The following is a 16,457-nucleotide window of genomic DNA, read 5'->3' on the forward strand; positions in this document are numbered from 1 at the left end:
TGACGCGTGACGATGTCATCTTGCGGCGACGTGCCCGGTGCAAACACCGGCGCCGGTGTCACCGCTGCCGTCGTGTCGCGCCGCTTCCCGGGGACGCACCGATCACCACAGTTCATGACCGAAGACGCCCACGACGTCACGCCGCCGCGCAAGTCCCGCAAAGCCAGAGCCGCTCAAGCCGAGTCGGGGGAGAGCGTCGCTCAGCCGACGAAGACGTCGGCGTCGGTCGACGATTCCGTCGCGCAGTCTGGCACCGGCGTAGTCGAACCGGGAGAGGGCGTTGCGCCGCGGGTATCGGTGCCGGCTGACGAACCCACCGGGACCGCTAAGGCGACCGATGCGGCCAAAGTGGACACGAGCGGCACGACGGCCGCGGCGAGCGACGCACCGGCCACCACAAAACCGGCCAAGGCCAGCAAGACGACGCGCGCCCGCAAAGCCGGTAACGTCGATAGCACTGACACCGCTTCCCAAACCGGCGACGCCAACGACGCCCCACGGTTCGATGCCCGCAAGGTCCTCGCACAATTGCCGAACCTGCCGGGCGTCTACCGTTACTACGACGCAGCGGGCAACGTCCTCTACGTAGGCAAAGCGCGCAATCTCAAGAAGCGCGTATCGAGCTACTTCAACAAGACGCAGCTCTCGCCGCGCATCGCGTTGATGGTCGCGCGTATCGCGAAGCTCGAAACGACCGTGACGCGCTCGGAAACCGAGGCGCTGCTGCTTGAGAACAATCTGATCAAGGCGCTGCATCCGCGTTACAACATCCTGTTTCGCGACGACAAGTCGTATCCGTTCCTCAAACTCACGCAGCACAAATACCCGCGCATGGCTTACTACCGGGGTTCGGTGGATCGTCGTGGACAGTATTTCGGACCATTCCCGAGCGCATGGGCGGTGCGCGAAAGCATCCAGATTCTGCAAAAAGTCTTCCAACTGCGGACGTGCGAAGACTCCGTCTTCTCGAACCGCACGCGGCCTTGTCTGTTGAATCAGATCGAGCGATGCAGCGCACCGTGCGTGGGGGCGATTACGGACGAGGACTACGCGCGCGACGTGCAAAACGCTGCGGCATTCCTCTCCGGACGCCAGAACGAGGTGCTCGGTGCGCTGGAAGCCAAGATGATGACGTATGCCGAGGCGCTTCAGTTCGAGCAGGCGGCGGTGGTGCGCAATCAGATGCAGGCGTTGTCAGGCGTTCTCCAGCAGCAATCCGTCGAGACGGCGGGTGACGTCGATGCCGACATTCTGGCCGTCGCGTACGCGGGCGGGCGCGCATGCGTGAACCTCGCGATGGTGCGCGGCGGACGTCACCTGGGCGACAAGGCGTATTTCCCGGCGCACGTTGAGCGCGGCGTCGAGGGCGGCATTGCCGACGAGTTCGAGGAAGACGAGGTGCTGGCGCAGGACGCATCGGGCGACCCGCCGAAGGACGCGACCCTCAACGAAGGCGAGATCGCCGGCGAGATGCCGTCGGATACGCCGTCGGCGTCGCTCGAATCGCGACTGCTCGAAGCCTTCGTCGCGCAGCACTATCTGGGGCAGTCGGTGCCCCCGGTGCTGGTCGTGAGCCACGCATTGCCCAACGACGAGTTGCTGGCCGCGTTGTCGGAGCAGGCCGGCCGTCGTATTGCGATGGTGCGGCAACCGCAGGGACAACGTCGCGCGTGGCTCGACATGGCGCAGCAGGGGGCGCAACTGGCACTGACACGTCTGTTGACCGAGCAAGGCAGCCAGCAGGCGCGAACGCGTGATCTGGTGCAGACGATCGGGCTCGATATCGACGATCCGGCGTTGCTGCGCGTCGAGTGCTTCGACATCAGCCATACGCAGGGGGAAGCCACGCAGGCGTCGTGCGTCGTCTTCCATCATCACAAGATGCAGACGAGCGAGTACCGGCGCTACAACATCGCTGGCATCACGCCGGGCGACGACTACGCGGCGATGCGTCAGGTGCTCACGCGGCGGTATGGCCGTCTGATGGAGGCGGCGTCGGCGGCTTCCGTGACGTTGGCCGATGCGGCCGACCCGTCATCGGTCGCGGCCGATGTGGCGCGTGCCGAGGCCGAGACTTCGGTCGTTGCGGATGGCGAGGCGACTGAAGTGACGGCATCGACGGCGTCCGGTAAGCCGGACGTCTCCGATGTCGAAGCCAACCTGCCGCAACTGGTGCTGATCGACGGCGGCAAGGGGCAGGTGGAGGTCGCGCGTCAGGTGTTCGTCGAGTTGGGTATCGACATCGGCCGTCTGGTCGGCGTGGCGAAGGGCGAGGGCCGCAAAGTGGGTCTCGAAACGCTGATTTTTGCCGACGGTCGGGCGCCGCTGGAGCTTGGCCGCGAGAGCGCCGTGCTGATGCTGATCGCACAGATTCGTGACGAAGCCCACCGCTTCGCGATCACCGGCATGCGGGCCAAGCGTGCGAAGGCGCGTCAGACGTCGCGACTTGAGGAGATCGAGGGTATTGGCGCGAAGCGACGTCAGCGCCTGCTGATGCGCTTCGGCGGTTTGCAGGGCGTGGCGTCGGCCAGCGTCGACGAACTGGCCAGCGTCGAAGGCATCTCCACGACGCTCGCCGAACAGATCTACCGTCAGCTTCACTGATCGCCGTCGGCGTCAGTCGATAGAACGCGTACCGCGAATCCGTGGACGCACACTGGAACCGCCTCGCCGTTGCGCGCAACGCCAACGGTGCGGGCGCGATCACGGCGCTGGCTGCGTCGTCGACTCGAATTGCACGACGCCACGTCACGCCACGCCACGTCACATCACGTATCGCCGTGAAACAGCAGGCGCATGACGGTCTCGTTGTCGACCGTCTCCCCGGAGAGCGTGCGTGCGAGGAGTTCACCACCGACGACCGGCGGCGCGAAGATCATATCCGGCTGCACGCGCTTGAGTTTGCTCAGATGCTTGCTGTCGTTGACCGACGCAATCGTGCGAACTTTCGGCGCGATCTCCTTCGCGGCAAGCACGATGAAGGCGTTTTCCGAATCGTCCGCCCGCAAGGCGAGCACGGCTCTCGCGTGATCGATCCCGGCTTGCGTGAGCACGGTGTTATCGCTGGCGTCACCGTGCATGACATCCGCGCCTTCCGGATACGGGTTGTCGACACTGCTTGCGATGATGACCGTCACCGGCCAGCCGCGCTTGGTGAGTTCGTGGTGCACGTTGACGGCAAGCGGCGAGGCACCGGCCACGATGAAGTGGTTCTTTCGTATCACGTGTGTGAATCTCCCGGCGAGAATTTTCTTTAGGTTGCCACCGACCAGCGGGCCGATGACGACCGTGAGCGATGTGGCGAACACGCTGATCCCGAAGATGATGACCGAGGCGGTGAACAGGCGAGCGTCTGTCGAGATGGGCACGATGTCGCCATAACCGACGGTCGTCATCGTGACGATGGCGAAGTAGAAGGCGGTCGCCAGATCGGCGACGTTCGGCTTGAATTCGCGCCCCAGATACATCGTGCCGAACGTCGCGTAGACCACTAGCGCGAACACCGCCACGAGTGTGTAGAGCGTGGCGGCGGCAAAGCTTGCCCGGTCAAACTCACGCCAGTACCAGAGCAGCAGGCCGAAGCAGACGAGCGAAAGGACGAACGTCAGATCGAAGCGGATGTTGAGGTGGAAGTTGATCGTGGCAGCGAGCACGAGCATCACCAGCGTGAACGCCCACGCGGTGCGTGCGCGGATGACGAGCCCGCAGGCGAGCGCGACCAGCGCCAGACCGACGAGCGCGCGGGGCAGATGCGAGAAGTCAATGCGCTCGATGGCGTTCAGGCCGAACAGCAGGCGGGGCAAATGGGTGGCTTCGATGCGCTCCAGCGCGGAAATGTCGCCGCGCACGAACAGGTCGATGAGCAGCGAGCCGGGCACGCGCAGAAGGACTGACGCGACGAGCAGCAGGCCGTCGATGCCGACCAGCGCCGCGATGACGATGTGCGCGGAGAGCACGGGGCGGTGCAGGGCACCACGCAGGGCGGGCAGGGGCCGGGGCAGTTTCACGAGATCGGCGCTATTGGCGGGATGTTGCGAGCAAGATAGGGGCACACCGGCGCACATGTCAACAGGCGTGAGGTGCCCCGGCCTTGTCGCTGCGGGGCAGACACGGCACAATGCGGGTCTGGTACGGCTGCCGAGCGCGCCGTGTGTCGACCGCTGTTTGCCGAACTCATGCTGCCATGCCTTTTAATGTCCCCATCTTCCTGACCTGGCTTCGGATCGTGCTGATCCCGCTGGTGGTCGGCGTCTACTATTTGCCGACGACCTGGTTGTCATCGGTCGAGATGAACTGGGTCGCGTGCGCGGTGTTCGTGCTGGCGGCGCTGACGGACTGGTTCGATGGATTTCTGGCGCGTCGCTGGAACCAGACGTCGGCATTCGGCGCATTCCTGGACCCGGTGGCTGACAAGCTGATGGTGGCGGCGGCGCTGCTGATGCTGTTGCAGATGGGCCGGATCAATGCGCTGGTGGCACTGATCATCATCGGTCGGGAAATCACGATTTCGGCGTTGCGCGAATGGATGGCGCAAATTGGCGCGTCGCGTAGCGTGGCGGTGCATCAACTGGGCAAGATCAAGACGGCGGCGCAGATGGTGGCGATTCCGCTGTTGCTCTTCAACGGCACGGTGGCATGGAACGGTCTGCGTTTCGACTCGCGCTTCTGGGGCACGTGGCTCATTTACGTGGCGTCGGTGCTGACCTTGTGGTCGATGCTGTACTATCTGCGCCGCGCGTGGCCGCAGATTCGCGAGCGTGGCGGCGCGCAGATGTGAGCGTAAGTCCCTGAAAATGCGGGATGGACGCGCGAACTGCGCAGTGAAGGAGAAAATACTTCACAAATTTTCAGTGCAGGTGCTTGACACTGAATCGACGTTTAGACATAATCTCCTTCTCGCTGCTACGGCACTAGCCCGGCAGCGAAGTTTTAAGAAGTTGATGGATTGGTAGTACGCATGACAATGCGGGAGTAGCTCAGTTGGTAGAGCGCAACCTTGCCAAGGTTGAGGTCGCGAGTTCGAGACTCGTCTCCCGCTCCAGTTTTCACACTGGACATTAAGTGAGTTAATCCTTGGTGTTCGGTGTCATGCGGGAGTAGCTCAGTTGGTAGAGCGCAACCTTGCCAAGGTTGAGGTCGCGAGTTCGAGACTCGTTTCCCGCTCCAAATTATGATCTACAGACTTCTATTGACGTCTGTAAGTCGTTGAAAAAAGGGGCTTCGGCCCCTTTTTTCATTCCAGCGAGCGCCACGGAAGTCCACCTACAGCCAGCGTTTTTGAGGCGCCAATTGAGGCACAAGAATGCGGGCGGGTCGGCTACCGGATAGTTGCTGGGGCTGAGCGGGAACCATGACGAGCATAGAGCCTAAGTCATAACTTAGGAGCCTCGAAATGGCACTCTCTGATCTGACCGTCCGGCAGGCAAGGACCACCGGAAAACGCTACACCATCTCCGACAACGACTGTTTGGGCCTGCTGGTCTCTGCCGCAGGCGGCAAGTCGTGGCTATTCCGCTATTACTGGCTGGGCAAGCAGAAGCGCATGTCCCTGGGCGGCTATCCCGCCCTCAGCTTGCGCGAGGCCCGCGTCGAGCGAGACAAGGCCCAGGCCCTACTCGCTAGGGGGATCGATCCCCAGGTCGAGCGCGACCGGAGGCGGCACGCCGCCAAGCTGGCAGGCGAACACACCTTCAAGAACGTCTTCGATGCCTGGGTCGAGCACCGCCGCAAGGAACTCAAGGAAGGCCGTCAGAGCACGCTTTCGCAGATCCTGCGCATCTTCAACAAGGACGTGCTGCCCACCCTGGGGAAGATGTCGATCTATGACATTCGCCGCCCCCAACTCCTGGGTGTTCTAGCAGCGATCGAGAAACGCAAGGCGTTCACCACCGCCGAGAAGGTCCGTACCTGGTTCAACCAGTTGTTCCGCTATGCCCTGGTCATCGCCGAGGGGCTGGAGGTCAACCCGGCCGCCGACCTGGACGTGGTTGCCGAGCCCAAGCCCCCGGTGACCCACAACCCCTACCTGCACCTGCCCGAGATGCCCGAGTTCCTCCAGAAGCTCCGGCTCTACAACCCTCGTGGCTGGCAGACCCAGCTTGGAATCCGGCTTCTGTTCCTGACGGGGGTGCGCACGGGCGAACTGCGGTTGGCGGAACCTGAACAGTTCGACCTCGACCGGGGCTTGTGGATCATCCCGCCACAGGTCGTCAAGCAGCTTCAGGACGAGATGCGCAAGGCCGGCAAGCGGCCGCAGGACGTGCCGCCCTACATCGTGCCTCTGTCCCAGCAGGCCATCGAGATCGTTCGTTACCTCCTGGGCGTGATGCGGCCGGCGCAGAAGTACGTGCTGTCGCACCGTAGCGAACTCAAGAAGCGCATCAGCGAGAACACCCTCAACAAGGCCGTGCAGCTCATGGGCTATGAGGGGCGCCTGACCGGCCACGGCATCCGCGGCACTATCTCGACGGCGCTCAACGAGATCGGCTATCCGAAGATTTGGGTGGACGCGCAGCTTTCGCACTCCGACCCCAACAAGGTGAGTTCGGCCTACAACCATGCCAAGTACGTGGAACCGCGCCGCCGGATGATGCAGGACTGGGCCGATCGGCTCGACCTGCTCGAACAGGGCGAAGTGGAAGCCGCGAGCGCGCACCTGACCATCCGTATCGACGGGGTGCCGGCGATGGCAGAAGTGGAGGAAGCGGTGGATGCGGCCCTCACGATGGCCGAGCCCACTCCTCCCGGCGTCCCGCCCGTCGTGGCCACGCCTATTGTCGTAACCCCGAGCAGCGGCGGGATCACGTTCCAGCGGCTGTCTCAGGTGCCGCCGCCTCCGACGCATGCCCCGGAGCCGGAAGTGTCCGCGATCCAGCGCGAGCGCGAGGAAATGCTGACCATCTACGAGTCGCCAAGCAGCTTGCCGGTCCCGCTGTTCGGCAAGCTGGCCGGGAAGTCCAAGGACCAGATCAACCGCGAACTGAAAGCGGGCAAGTTGCTGTCCATCAGTTTGGGCAATCGGGGGCAGCGTGTTCCCGATTGGCAACTGGTGCCGCTCAAGCACAAGCTGGCCCAGGTGCTCATGAACCAGTGCCCGCATGCGGATTCGTGGGAGCTTTACCGCATGCTGACCCGACCGCACCCGGACCTGGGTGATCGCGCGGCCATTGATGTGGTGACGCCGACGAATTTGGGCATGGTCGTCCACGTCATCGCAGGCAGCCAACAGCACGCAGATGTTCCCGATGCGGTCTCGCCCTCGCGGCCTATCCCTGAGAATGTGCGGCAGAGCGTCCGCCGTTTGGTGGATAGTGCTGTGGTGCTTGAACAGGCCTAGCCCCGATGCGCCACCCTATGGCCGGGGAAAGATGCCCTCGGCCATAGGGCTCCCTAAGCTATTCCAACCCTGGCAACCTGTAGTGCTCTGCTCTCGAACCGATCAGAAACAGGATTGGCTTGTCCGCTGGGCCGCTGCAGATGCGTCACGACCTCGTAGGGGCCGTCGGACAGCGGCCGTGTGCTGATCTCCCATCCACGCGCGTGCTCAATGCGCGATTGCGCGGATATCCCGACCCCATAGCCGGCAGCGACCCATAGCGCCATCATCTCGAACGAGGTCACGTGCTGGATGCTCGGCTGGCTCACCGACGGGAGGGAGGACAGCCGCTGATCCAGCAGTGCGCAGGTTTCTGCCGGCCAGCGAAACACGGGATAGTCCAGAAGCTCGGCGATCATGAGCTTCGCCTGGCCGAGCAAGGGGGACCGCAACGGTATGGCAACGGCCATGCTCTCGCTCCATAGCGGTTGGCTTTTCAAGGATGGAGCATTCACGTTTCTAAGCGACATTCCTGCGTCGTAGCGGCCTTCATGAAGGCCTGTCACCAAGTCGTCACCCGAGGTCTCAAAGAACGCGATGGTGATGTCCGGCTCTTCCGCGCGCTGCAGGGCAAGAAGCGTGGAGAGACATGGGGACGGAACCCCAGGCGCTATAGCAAGCCTGAAGTGGGAAAACCGGCTGGTGGCATCGTGCATGAGGGCCCCCAAGAAGCGATCTGGTCAGAAAGACGAGTCAACAAGTCTAAGAGTGAAGTTTAACGTCGTCATCTTTAACGTGGTTAATTTTGGAGGATTGATTGACGCTTCTGCTGATGCAGAAACCGACAATTAAGCCAGGCCGTCCTTCTGGCACATCGACATATGAATCCGAGGCGGCGTCAGCCTTCGGACAAGCCGTGCGCGCTGCGCGTGTCGCTCAAGGAATCGCGCAAGACGAGTTCGCATCTCGGGCAGGCATTTCGCGCTCGCACATGGGCAAGATCGAGCGTGGTGAGCACGTGCCCACGCTTCCGCTCATACTGAAAATTTCTACGGCGCTCAGGATAAGCGCGGCTGAACTGATGACGGCGACCGAACGCAATCTGCGTGCCGAAACCGATCAGTGAGGGGGTACGCCGGCGGTGTTCCGTCAGCCGCCCGAAGAGTCGCGTAGGCGAACGATAAACCGCTCCAGCGAAGCCGACAAAGTGCTGTTGTCGGGCCGAAGCAGGTAAGTGGTGATCATGGCGGAATCCATCGCCAGGGGACGGATCACCACATCCGGCCGTTGGGAGACCGGAATCTTGGTCGAGGTCATGAAGCCGACGCCGTAGCCTGCACCGACTACGGTGAGCATCATATCCAGCGAGGACACTTCCTCCACGACGTTCAGCTTGTGCTCCACTGCCTGTAGGAGACGCCCGAGCTCGCGGCAATAACCCTCGCATGCGTGCGGGTCGCACAAGACAAGCGGATGACCTCCGAGTTCGTGGAGTGGCACCTCCTTGTGGGCTAGGAGTGAGTGTCGGGCTGGTACGGCGATCACCAATGGATCTTGCCAGATGGGTTCAGCAACAATGCCCTCTCCGACATCGGCAGTGTGGGCGAACCCGAGCGTAAAGTCGCCCGAGCGGAGGCCGCGCAACTGCTCAGACAAAGGCAGTTCGCAGAGGCGTATCTCGATTTCTGGTTCCTCTGCGCGGCACCGGGCGAGAAACGCCGAGAGTCGAGGATCGATCGCTCCGTCAGATACTGCGATGCGAATGCTCCCTCGCAAGCCCGCCCCTACAGCCTTGGCATTCTCGCGTGCCTGCTCCAAGATGGTGAATAGTCTGCGAACGTCCTGCAAGAATGCGGCACCCGCTGCTGTCAGTTCCGTTCCTCGGCGGTTTCGATCGAAAAGGAGCACCCCTAGCTCATCCTCAAGGTCTTTGATGGCGCGAGATAGAGGGGGTTGCTCGATATGCAGGCGTTCAGCGGCCCGCGTGAAATGCAGTTCCTCAGCGAGGACTACGAAGCAGCGAAGATGTCGTAGCTCCAAAGGCTGCCCTCCTGGCTCAATCCGTCAAACACCGTTTCGTCTCTCATCGAGAAGCGTAACTGCAGCCCACCAAGGCCGCGCCATCGGCGATCGAATGCTCGATCTGGTACGGCGTACTTCAAAGGGTGTAGCCGCCGTCAGCTAAGAAGTCCGCACCGGTTACAAAGGAGCTTTCGTCCGAAATTAGGTACTGCGCCAGTGACGCGATGTCTCCCGGGGACCCCAAGCGGTTGAGGACAGCGTCCTTGGCTGCCTGCTGATTCATCTCTGGCGGGTTGGCGGCGAGGATGTTGGTGTCGATGAAGCCGGGCAGGATCGCATTGACGCGGATGCCGTACTCACCAAGTTCCGCGGCGGCTGTTTTGGTCAAGCCGCGTATCGCCCACTTGGTACCGTTGTAGGCGATACAGCCACGGATGCCACGGATGCCGCAGATCGACGAAGTGTTGACGATAGAACCGCCTCCAACCTTTTTCATCTCGGCAGCAGCGTACTTCATACCGAGAAAGGTGCCTTTCTGATTGATGGCGACCTGTCTGTCGAAGATCTCCTCGGTCGTCTCTTCCAGCGAGCCTGGCCGGTAGATGCCAGCATTGTTGATTAGCCCATCTAGGCGGCCGAAGCGTTCAATGGTGGTAGCGATCACTCGTTCCCAATCCAACGCGGAGGAAACATCGTGGCGCACAAAAATTGCGTGGCCGCTAAATGCTTCGACTGCCGATGTGCCGTTGACCTCGTCGAGGTCGGTGAAGACAACGTTCGCACCCGACTGCGCGAGCAGATCGGCTTCCGCTCGTCCGATGCCGTTGGCTGCGCCAGTAACAATAATGGTCTTGCCTTGTATAGAGGTCATGATTCGGATTCCCTTGCTGCAGCCATGCCCGAACCGTAGGCGACTCGGACACGGCAGAAGATATAGGCGAGATGCTCGTTACCGGTCTCAGGAAGTGCTAGCTGCCGACCACAGATCGACTGGGCCTAGCCTGTCGGCACCCTGGGTATTCAACATCCAGCCCGGGTACTCGGGCGGAAGTGCGCTGACTTCGTCGAGCTGGCGCAACTCATCCTCGGTCAGGATTAGGTCGATAGCTGCCAGGTTGTCCTGGAGTTGGTCCAGGCGCTTGGCCCCCATGATCACCGAGGTGACGACCGGCCGGGATAGCAGCCACGCCAAAGCGACGCGCGCCGGGCTGCAACCGTGGGCTTTTGCGATAGGCAGCAGAACGTCAATGATGTTCCAGGCGCGATCTCGATTGACGATCGGGAAGTCGAACTCAGAGCGACGCGAATCGCCAGGCTTCTGATTGTTGCGAGTGAATTTGCCCGAGAGTAAGCCGCCGGCAAGCGGGCTCCATACCAGCAGGCCCATCTTTTCTGCTTCCAGCAGTGGGCCGAGTTCTCGTTCGAGGTCTCGCCCGGCCAGCGAATAGTAAGCCTGCAACGTTTCGAAGCGCGCCAGATTCCGATGTTCAGAGGTCCCCAGCGAACGAGCGATCTTCCAGGCTTGCCAGTTCGAGACGCCGATGTAGCGGACTTTGCCTTGTCGGACCAAGTCATCAAGGGCGCGCAGCGTTTCTTCCACCGGCGTCACCATGTCGTTGGCGTGAATCTGGTACAGGTCGATATGATCGGTCTGCAGGCGCTTCAGGCTCGCCTCCACGGCGTCCATGATGTGCCCACGCGAGGCGCCCACGTCGTTGCGGCCTTCTCCCATTCGACTGTACACCTTGGTCGCGAGAACAAAATCTTTGCGCGCGATGCCAAGATTTCTGAAGGCCTGACCCAGCATCTGTTCGCTGGCGCCGGCGGAGTAGACATCGGCGGTATCGAAGAAGTTGACGCCTGCGTCCAGCGCAGCCTTGACGAGATCGTCGGCGTCTTTCTGTCCAGCGGCGCCGATGTGCTTGTAGATTCCGCTACCGTCACCGAACGTCATAGTGCCGAGACACAGTTGGGAAACGAGAAGGCCGGTGTTGCCTAGAGTCTTGTATTTCATGATGGATCTCCAATAGGAATGAAGTGGATGAAAAAAAGCTCCCCGTAGAGTGGGATCTCTTACGGGTACGTCACGCGCCCGATCTCGCAGTCGGGGAAACGGCGACGCAGCTTTGTCGCCTCCTGCGCCGAGAAGCCGCCGCAAAGTTCGACAACCTGTGTACCTGCACCGGCAAGGTCGTCGATGGCAGCCAGCGCTTCGTCAAAGTCCTCCACACCGATGAATTTCGCGTCGAACGTAGGCGATTTCATGTGTGCTTTGTGCGTGTTCCGGCGGTAGCCGGGTGCCTTGATGATGAAGGCGTACTTGGTCTGATCCATATCCGAAACTCCAAAGGTGTAGGCATTTACAGGTCAACTTGGAATTGCTTCCAAAGCGTCATGCGGTCTCGCAAATCGAAGCGCTCCCCGTCGGCAGTGAACGTGCCGTCGCCGTGGTGATGCAAGAAGCGGCGTTCCTTGCGCGAATCGTTGGACCAGGCAGCAACAGCTTCAAGGATGAAAAGCTGATACTTGTCGACCAGTGTGTCGTCGTGCACGACGCATTCGATGTTGTAGAGGCAGTCGCTCAATAGCGGGGCTTTGACCTTCGCCGCTTTAGAGGTGGCCAAGCCGAAGTGTTCGAACTTGTCCACTTCCGCGCCACTGCAGTTTCCGACGTCAACGACGGTGCGCGCCAAGTCAGCACCGGGCACCGCGAGAACGCATTCGCCGGTCGCGCGGAGCGCAGTGAAGCTGTGATCCCAGGGGCCGACGACGCATCCGATCAGCGGTGGCGCGTGCTGAACCATCATGTGGAACCCCATGGTCATGATGTTGGAGCGTGCGCCATCGTTTGTGCAGACCATGACGATGGGGCCAGATTCAAGTATCCGGTAGGTCTTGGACGCTTCAAGACGGCGCATCGTGTTCCCCCGCTCAGGCAGTTTCTGCCTGCGCATGCCATGCCACCGTCTCTTCTCCGCCGTCCGCTGCAGGGATCGGGAAGAGCTGCGCCAGGTGTTCGCGAAGCCGCACGATGTCCTCGCCCACATGCGGGTCCTTGATGACGTTGAAGGACGAGAAGGAAGGGAGAACCTCTGCGCCGCAGAACCGGTAGTTGGCCGTGTTGGCGACCATGACGTCGTCGACGGACTTTCCCTCAAAAAGGTACTGGCCTTTGTCGTCAAAAGCGGCGCGCGGGGCGTTCCAGGTCAAGGACAGCATGTACTTCTTGCCCTGCATCAAGCCGCCAGTGCCGTACTGTTTGGAGGGATCGCCCAGGACGCGCCCATCGTTCACGATCAGAACTTTCTGCAGCAGTCCTGCCGTAAATATCTCGTCGGCATACTTCTTGTAGATCCAAGGGGCGCCAAACCAATGGATTGGGGTCTGCAGGATGATTACGTCCGCCCACAGATGCTTTTCGACTTCTTCTTGTACGACGTAGCCCTGCTCGATATTCGTCGTTCGGACCTCGTAGCCCCTGCGCTCCAACTCTTCCTGGATTACGCTGGCCATCGTCTTATTGAGCTCTCCCTTGGAGAATCCTTCATACAACTGAAATGCATTAATAACTAAGGCGTGTTTCATATCAATCCTCGATAGATGTGTTAGTTGAACCGGAGCGTGCGCGGGAGAGGTATCACCATTAGTCGCCCAAGTGGACTCGACATGTGGTGTCTCCTACCTCAGTAGCTGTGTTTACTATCGGGTAAAGCAGCGAAGTTGGGCTGTCTGTTCTTCCATAGTTAGTGCATAAAAATCCGAATTTTGACCCGGCAGATAGGTCGAGGCGAACAAACCAGTGAAGACTATCGTCTGCTACGAGCGTCAGGTGCGGTCCTGGGGAAGATTCGGACTTTTATGCATCATTAATCCCTGATCGTGCACCTCGATGGATGTGGTGGAGAAGATAATCAATCAACCTACGCCGCAAGTGCGGCCAGCAGCGACACTGCCGCACGGTGACCATTGCGGCTTGCATCGCTTTTTATCCATCCGCTTAGAGGATCATCATGAGTAAGAACGAGAAAACATGGCTTGTCACCGGTGCGTCAAAGGGCATCGGTCTGGCGCTTGTGCGCGAGCTTCTGAAAAGCGGCGCCAACGTGGTCGCTACGTCGCGTACATTGGCTTCGCTCGTCGATCTGATTGGGCCTGCGTCCGATACGTTTTTGCCCGTACAGGTCGATCTCGTCGATGAGCGCAGCGTGCAGGCCTGTGTAGCTCAAGCCATCGCCCAATTCGGGCGAATCGATGTGATTGTCAACAACGCAGGCTATGGTCTACAGGGCACCATAGAGGGCATATCCGACGAAGAACTGCGTCGCAACTTTGAAGTGAACGTCTTTGCACCAGCACATGTCCTCCGCCACGTGCTACCTCATATGCGCCAGCAGCGCAGTGGACACGTCTTCAATGTCGGTTCGATTGCCGGCTTTCAGGGCGGGTATGCAGGGTGGGGCATCTACGCGGCTACCAAATTCGCACTTGCAGGACTTACGGAAGCTCTCGCGGCCGAAATCGCGGAATTCGGTGTCAAGGCAACCTTGGTCTATCCGGGGCCTGTTCGTACCGAGTTCCTGTCGTCCGGTTCGCTGGTAGTCGCACAGCACAGCATCCGGGAATATACCGCCGCGCAAACATTGCTCGACGTGCATCTGGATGAAATGGCCGGAAAGCAAGCGGGCGACCCGAACAAGCTCGCTTCTTTGATCATCCAGGCCGCAGGTGCGGATGAGCCTCCCCTGCATCTGTTCGCGGGAAAGATTGCAAACGATCTTGCACTCCAGAAATTGGCAGCAGTGGAAAAGGATCTAACGGCCTGGCGCGAAGTATCTGACGCAACTGACTTCCCTGATTAAGTGCGGTGCATACGAGGGGCGGGCAGGCCTATTGGCGAGTCAAAGGGAAATATGCCCATCCCCAAGACCGTTGAAGATGCGGCGATATCTCTAGCGCCAACCCATCTCCAATGGCGCGTTGCGCCATCAGCCTTGTTATCTAGGCCCTTCCGTCGGTTTGAGTTGTGCCAGGTGCTATCCCCAACCTTGCCGCACCCATTGGCTGGTCCTTAACCGGAGAAAAACATCATGTCTCGTGTCGAATTTTCCGCTGCGGCGACCGCACCGCGGCGTTATGAAGGGTTTGCGGATCAGTACATCTCAGGCCATTGGCGAACGGGTAGGCTTGGCACTGTGCGGATGGATACCGATCCTTATACAGGCGAAACCTTGGTTGAAATCCCAAACGCCAACGCCAGCGATCTGGACGAGGCCTATCGCGCAGCAGAGCAGGCCCAACGTCAATGGGGTACCGCAACGCCGCACGAGCGGGCCCGAGTCCTGACCCGCGCTGCGGACATCATGATTTCCCGGCACGAAGAAATCGTGGATTGGCTTATCAGCGAGGCGGGCAGCACCCGAACCAAGGCTGAAATGGAGTGGCAGGTCTCTGTTGGAATCACCCAAGAAGCTGCGACCTTCCCATACAGGACCGAGGGACGTCTGTTGCCCATTGATGCGCCTGGCAAAGAGAGTCGCGCGTATCGTCAGCCTCTCGGCGTGGTGGGAGTGATCAGCCCTTGGAACTTTCCTCTCTATCTAACCCAGCGGTCAGTGGCGCCGGCGTTAGCTCTGGGAAACGCTGTTGTTGTGAAGCCTGCCGAATATACCCCTGTCACTGGGGCTTTGCTGCTGGCGAAGATCTTTGAGGAAGCAGGATTACCCGGTGGCCTGCTCAACGTCGTCATTGGTCCATCCGAAGAGATTGGAGATGCTTTTACTTTGCATCCCGTACCCAGAATGATCTCTTTTACTGGCTCGACGCGGGTTGGCAGGCGGGTCGGGTCTCTCGCTATGACTGGGCCACGGATAAAGCGCGTTGCGCTTGAGCTAGGCGGTAACGCGCCGCTCGTTGTGCTTGATGATGCCGACTTGGAGCATGCTGTTCGTAGCGCTGTCGTCGGGCGATTCTTGCATCAAGGTCAGATATGCATGAGCTCGAATCGAATCATTGTCGACGCAAGGGTGCATGATGAATTCGTGGAGCGATTTGTTGAGCACGTCAGGACGCTCAAATATGGCGACCCGCGCGACCCGGCTGTGGCGATTGGGCCGGTGATTAGCCAAAAGCAGCTCACCGCGCATCTTGCCATGCTGAAGCTCGCCCAAGATACCGGCGCTAAGCAGCTACTGGGAGGAGATGCTCAAGGTCTGGTGCTGCCACCCCATGTATTCGTCGATGTCAATAACGACTCCGCCTTTGCTCAAAGTGAAATGTTCGGCCCAATCGCGCCGATTATCAAAGTTACCGGCGACGAGGAAGCTTTGCGCGTCGCCAACGAGACGGAGTTCGGATTATCGTCCGCAGTGTTCACTCAAGACCAAGATCGAGGAGTCCGGTTCGCACTGGGCGTCGAAGCAGGAATGACGCACATCAACGATCATAGTGTTGACGATTCACGCTCAGGCCCCTTTGGCGGCGAAAAGAACAGCGGTCTTGGGCGCTTCGGTGGTGAGTGGATTCTCCATGAACTAACAAGAGACCACTGGGTCACGATCCAGCACAACAAGGGAACTTACCTGTTCTGACAAGTGATTCGGTCTATAGGGACTTCCTGAAGTCCCCTGGCAGACCTAATGTATAGATGGCGGTAGCCATGGATAGATTCACAGGGTGCTGTCGTTATCGAACCCGCCGCAGTTCCTCGCGGCGGGTTTTTTTTCGTACAGTCTCCGCAGACACACGTCTGCTTTTGACCAACCACGCCAGCTTATGCGGATTGTAGACCGCGTACCGCAGCGTGAGCGCCAGCGCGTTGTGGGCCAGCGGTCACATCCCCCGCCCGCACTTTCCAGACTTACTGATACGGCACGAAGGCTGTCCCGTCCGAGCAGGTATGCGGGATGTTGGTCGCGCGGGTTGCCATATTTGAGCGTGCTAACGTGCTGGGCACTTCTCGGCAGAGATTCTCCTATCTAGATTCATTTTTTCATAAATGACTTACTGAAGACGGATCAGAGCCGCTTGCGCCCCAAGCATGTTCAGTCGATAGAAGAAAGATCGTCTGGGATATCGAGAAGTCGCTTGTTAAGAAAATCAATAATAGTGTTTTATCCGACGG

Annotated in this window: 14 protein-coding genes and 2 tRNA genes; 8 read left to right on the forward strand and 8 right to left on the reverse strand. The window is 60.1% G+C overall.

Annotated elements, in window-relative coordinates; genetic code table 11:
- Positions 1-12: 12 nt before the first annotated feature.
- Complete coding sequence (uvrC, locus tag C5N93_RS03595; RefSeq protein WP_242558295.1) at positions 13-2,604, forward strand: excinuclease ABC subunit UvrC; 2,592 nt, start codon at positions 13-15, stop codon at positions 2,602-2,604.
- A 164-nt stretch (positions 2,605-2,768) separates the two neighbouring features.
- Here uvrC and kch read toward each other — a convergent pair whose 3' ends face one another.
- A complete protein-coding gene (gene kch, locus C5N93_RS03600; RefSeq protein ID WP_242558296.1) occupies positions 2,769-4,007 on the reverse strand; it encodes a voltage-gated potassium channel protein in 1,239 nt (412 codons plus the stop codon).
- A gap of 176 nt (positions 4,008-4,183) precedes the next feature.
- Between kch and pgsA the strand changes: the two genes are divergently transcribed.
- The 4 genes from pgsA to C5N93_RS03620 all read left to right on the forward strand — a co-directional run bounded on the left by pgsA (position 4,184) and on the right by C5N93_RS03620 (position 7,336).
- Positions 4,184-4,777 carry a CDP-diacylglycerol--glycerol-3-phosphate 3-phosphatidyltransferase gene (pgsA, locus tag C5N93_RS03605; protein ID WP_150668652.1) on the forward strand — a complete coding sequence of 198 codons (594 nt, stop codon included), beginning with the start codon at positions 4,184-4,186 and terminating at the stop codon, positions 4,775-4,777.
- Positions 4,778-4,965: 188 nt separating this feature from the next.
- Positions 4,966-5,041, forward strand: a tRNA-Gly gene (locus C5N93_RS03610).
- Between the two features lie 49 nt (positions 5,042-5,090).
- A tRNA-Gly gene (locus C5N93_RS03615) sits at positions 5,091-5,166 on the forward strand.
- A 226-nt stretch (positions 5,167-5,392) separates the two neighbouring features.
- Complete coding sequence (locus C5N93_RS03620; RefSeq protein WP_242558297.1) at positions 5,393-7,336, forward strand: integrase arm-type DNA-binding domain-containing protein; 1,944 nt, start codon at positions 5,393-5,395, stop codon at positions 7,334-7,336.
- A 53-nt stretch (positions 7,337-7,389) separates the two neighbouring features.
- On the opposite strand, the gene C5N93_RS03625 is transcribed toward C5N93_RS03620, so the two are convergent.
- Positions 7,390-8,031, reverse strand: a complete 642-nt coding sequence (locus tag C5N93_RS03625) for a LysR family substrate-binding domain-containing protein (RefSeq protein WP_242558298.1) — start codon at positions 8,029-8,031, stop codon at positions 7,390-7,392.
- Positions 8,032-8,147: 116 nt separating this feature from the next.
- Here C5N93_RS03625 and C5N93_RS03630 point away from each other — a divergent pair, with 116 nt between their 5' ends.
- Positions 8,148-8,441, forward strand: a complete 294-nt coding sequence (locus tag C5N93_RS03630; protein ID WP_242558395.1) for a helix-turn-helix transcriptional regulator — start codon at positions 8,148-8,150, stop codon at positions 8,439-8,441.
- 23 nt (positions 8,442-8,464) lie between these two features.
- On the opposite strand, the gene C5N93_RS03635 is transcribed toward C5N93_RS03630, so the two are convergent.
- The 6 genes from C5N93_RS03635 to C5N93_RS03660 all read right to left on the reverse strand — a co-directional run bounded on the left by C5N93_RS03635 (position 8,465) and on the right by C5N93_RS03660 (position 12,922).
- Positions 8,465-9,355: a LysR family transcriptional regulator gene (locus C5N93_RS03635; protein WP_242558299.1), complete on the reverse strand. Its 891-nt coding sequence runs from the start codon at positions 9,353-9,355 to the stop codon at positions 8,465-8,467.
- Positions 9,356-9,473: 118 nt separating this feature from the next.
- Positions 9,474-10,208: a glucose 1-dehydrogenase gene (locus C5N93_RS03640; protein WP_242558300.1), complete on the reverse strand. Its 735-nt coding sequence runs from the start codon at positions 10,206-10,208 to the stop codon at positions 9,474-9,476.
- Positions 10,209-10,295: 87 nt separating this feature from the next.
- Positions 10,296-11,351, reverse strand: coding sequence for an aldo/keto reductase (locus C5N93_RS03645; RefSeq protein WP_242558301.1), 1,056 nt, complete (start codon positions 11,349-11,351; stop codon positions 10,296-10,298).
- A 59-nt stretch (positions 11,352-11,410) separates the two neighbouring features.
- Positions 11,411-11,671 carry a DUF6506 family protein gene (locus tag C5N93_RS03650; protein ID WP_242558302.1) on the reverse strand — a complete coding sequence of 87 codons (261 nt, stop codon included), beginning with the start codon at positions 11,669-11,671 and terminating at the stop codon, positions 11,411-11,413.
- A gap of 26 nt (positions 11,672-11,697) precedes the next feature.
- On the reverse strand, positions 11,698-12,255 hold the full coding sequence (locus C5N93_RS03655) for a flavin reductase family protein (protein WP_242558303.1): 558 nt from the start codon (positions 12,253-12,255) through the stop codon (positions 11,698-11,700).
- Positions 12,256-12,268: 13 nt separating this feature from the next.
- Positions 12,269-12,922: an NAD(P)H-dependent oxidoreductase gene (locus tag C5N93_RS03660; RefSeq protein WP_242558304.1), complete on the reverse strand. Its 654-nt coding sequence runs from the start codon at positions 12,920-12,922 to the stop codon at positions 12,269-12,271.
- A gap of 425 nt (positions 12,923-13,347) precedes the next feature.
- Between C5N93_RS03660 and C5N93_RS03665 the strand changes: the two genes are divergently transcribed.
- Both C5N93_RS03665 and C5N93_RS03670 read left to right on the forward strand, forming a co-directional pair.
- Positions 13,348-14,196, forward strand: coding sequence for an SDR family NAD(P)-dependent oxidoreductase (locus C5N93_RS03665; RefSeq protein WP_242558305.1), 849 nt, complete (start codon positions 13,348-13,350; stop codon positions 14,194-14,196).
- 228 nt (positions 14,197-14,424) lie between these two features.
- Positions 14,425-15,924, forward strand: a complete 1,500-nt coding sequence (locus C5N93_RS03670) for an aldehyde dehydrogenase family protein (protein ID WP_242558306.1) — start codon at positions 14,425-14,427, stop codon at positions 15,922-15,924.
- Positions 15,925-16,457: the final 533 nt, after the last annotated feature.

Source organism: Pandoraea sp. LA3, from assembly GCF_022696215.1.
In the GTDB taxonomy this organism is placed as follows: domain Bacteria; phylum Pseudomonadota; class Gammaproteobacteria; order Burkholderiales; family Burkholderiaceae; genus Pandoraea; species Pandoraea capi.

What these genes read in the sequence shown, in the direction of transcription:
- uvrC (WP_242558295.1), top strand. Translation starts at nt 13, where the DNA reads ATGTCATCTTGCGGCGACGTGCCCGGTGCAAACACCGGCGCCGGTGTC.
- pgsA (WP_150668652.1), top strand. Translation starts at nt 4,184, where the DNA reads ATGCCTTTTAATGTCCCCATCTTCCTGACCTGGCTTCGGATCGTGCTG.
- C5N93_RS03620 (WP_242558297.1), top strand. Translation starts at nt 5,393, where the DNA reads ATGGCACTCTCTGATCTGACCGTCCGGCAGGCAAGGACCACCGGAAAA.
- C5N93_RS03625 (WP_242558298.1), bottom strand. Translation starts at nt 8,031, where the DNA reads ATGCACGATGCCACCAGCCGGTTTTCCCACTTCAGGCTTGCTATAGCG.
- C5N93_RS03630 (WP_242558395.1), top strand. Translation starts at nt 8,148, where the DNA reads ATGCAGAAACCGACAATTAAGCCAGGCCGTCCTTCTGGCACATCGACA.
- C5N93_RS03640 (WP_242558300.1), bottom strand. Translation starts at nt 10,208, where the DNA reads ATGACCTCTATACAAGGCAAGACCATTATTGTTACTGGCGCAGCCAAC.
- C5N93_RS03645 (WP_242558301.1), bottom strand. Translation starts at nt 11,351, where the DNA reads ATGAAATACAAGACTCTAGGCAACACCGGCCTTCTCGTTTCCCAACTG.
- C5N93_RS03650 (WP_242558302.1), bottom strand. Translation starts at nt 11,671, where the DNA reads ATGGATCAGACCAAGTACGCCTTCATCATCAAGGCACCCGGCTACCGC.
- C5N93_RS03655 (WP_242558303.1), bottom strand. Translation starts at nt 12,255, where the DNA reads ATGCGCCGTCTTGAAGCGTCCAAGACCTACCGGATACTTGAATCTGGC.
- C5N93_RS03660 (WP_242558304.1), bottom strand. Translation starts at nt 12,922, where the DNA reads ATGAAACACGCCTTAGTTATTAATGCATTTCAGTTGTATGAAGGATTC.
- C5N93_RS03665 (WP_242558305.1), top strand. Translation starts at nt 13,348, where the DNA reads ATGAGTAAGAACGAGAAAACATGGCTTGTCACCGGTGCGTCAAAGGGC.
- C5N93_RS03670 (WP_242558306.1), top strand. Translation starts at nt 14,425, where the DNA reads ATGTCTCGTGTCGAATTTTCCGCTGCGGCGACCGCACCGCGGCGTTAT.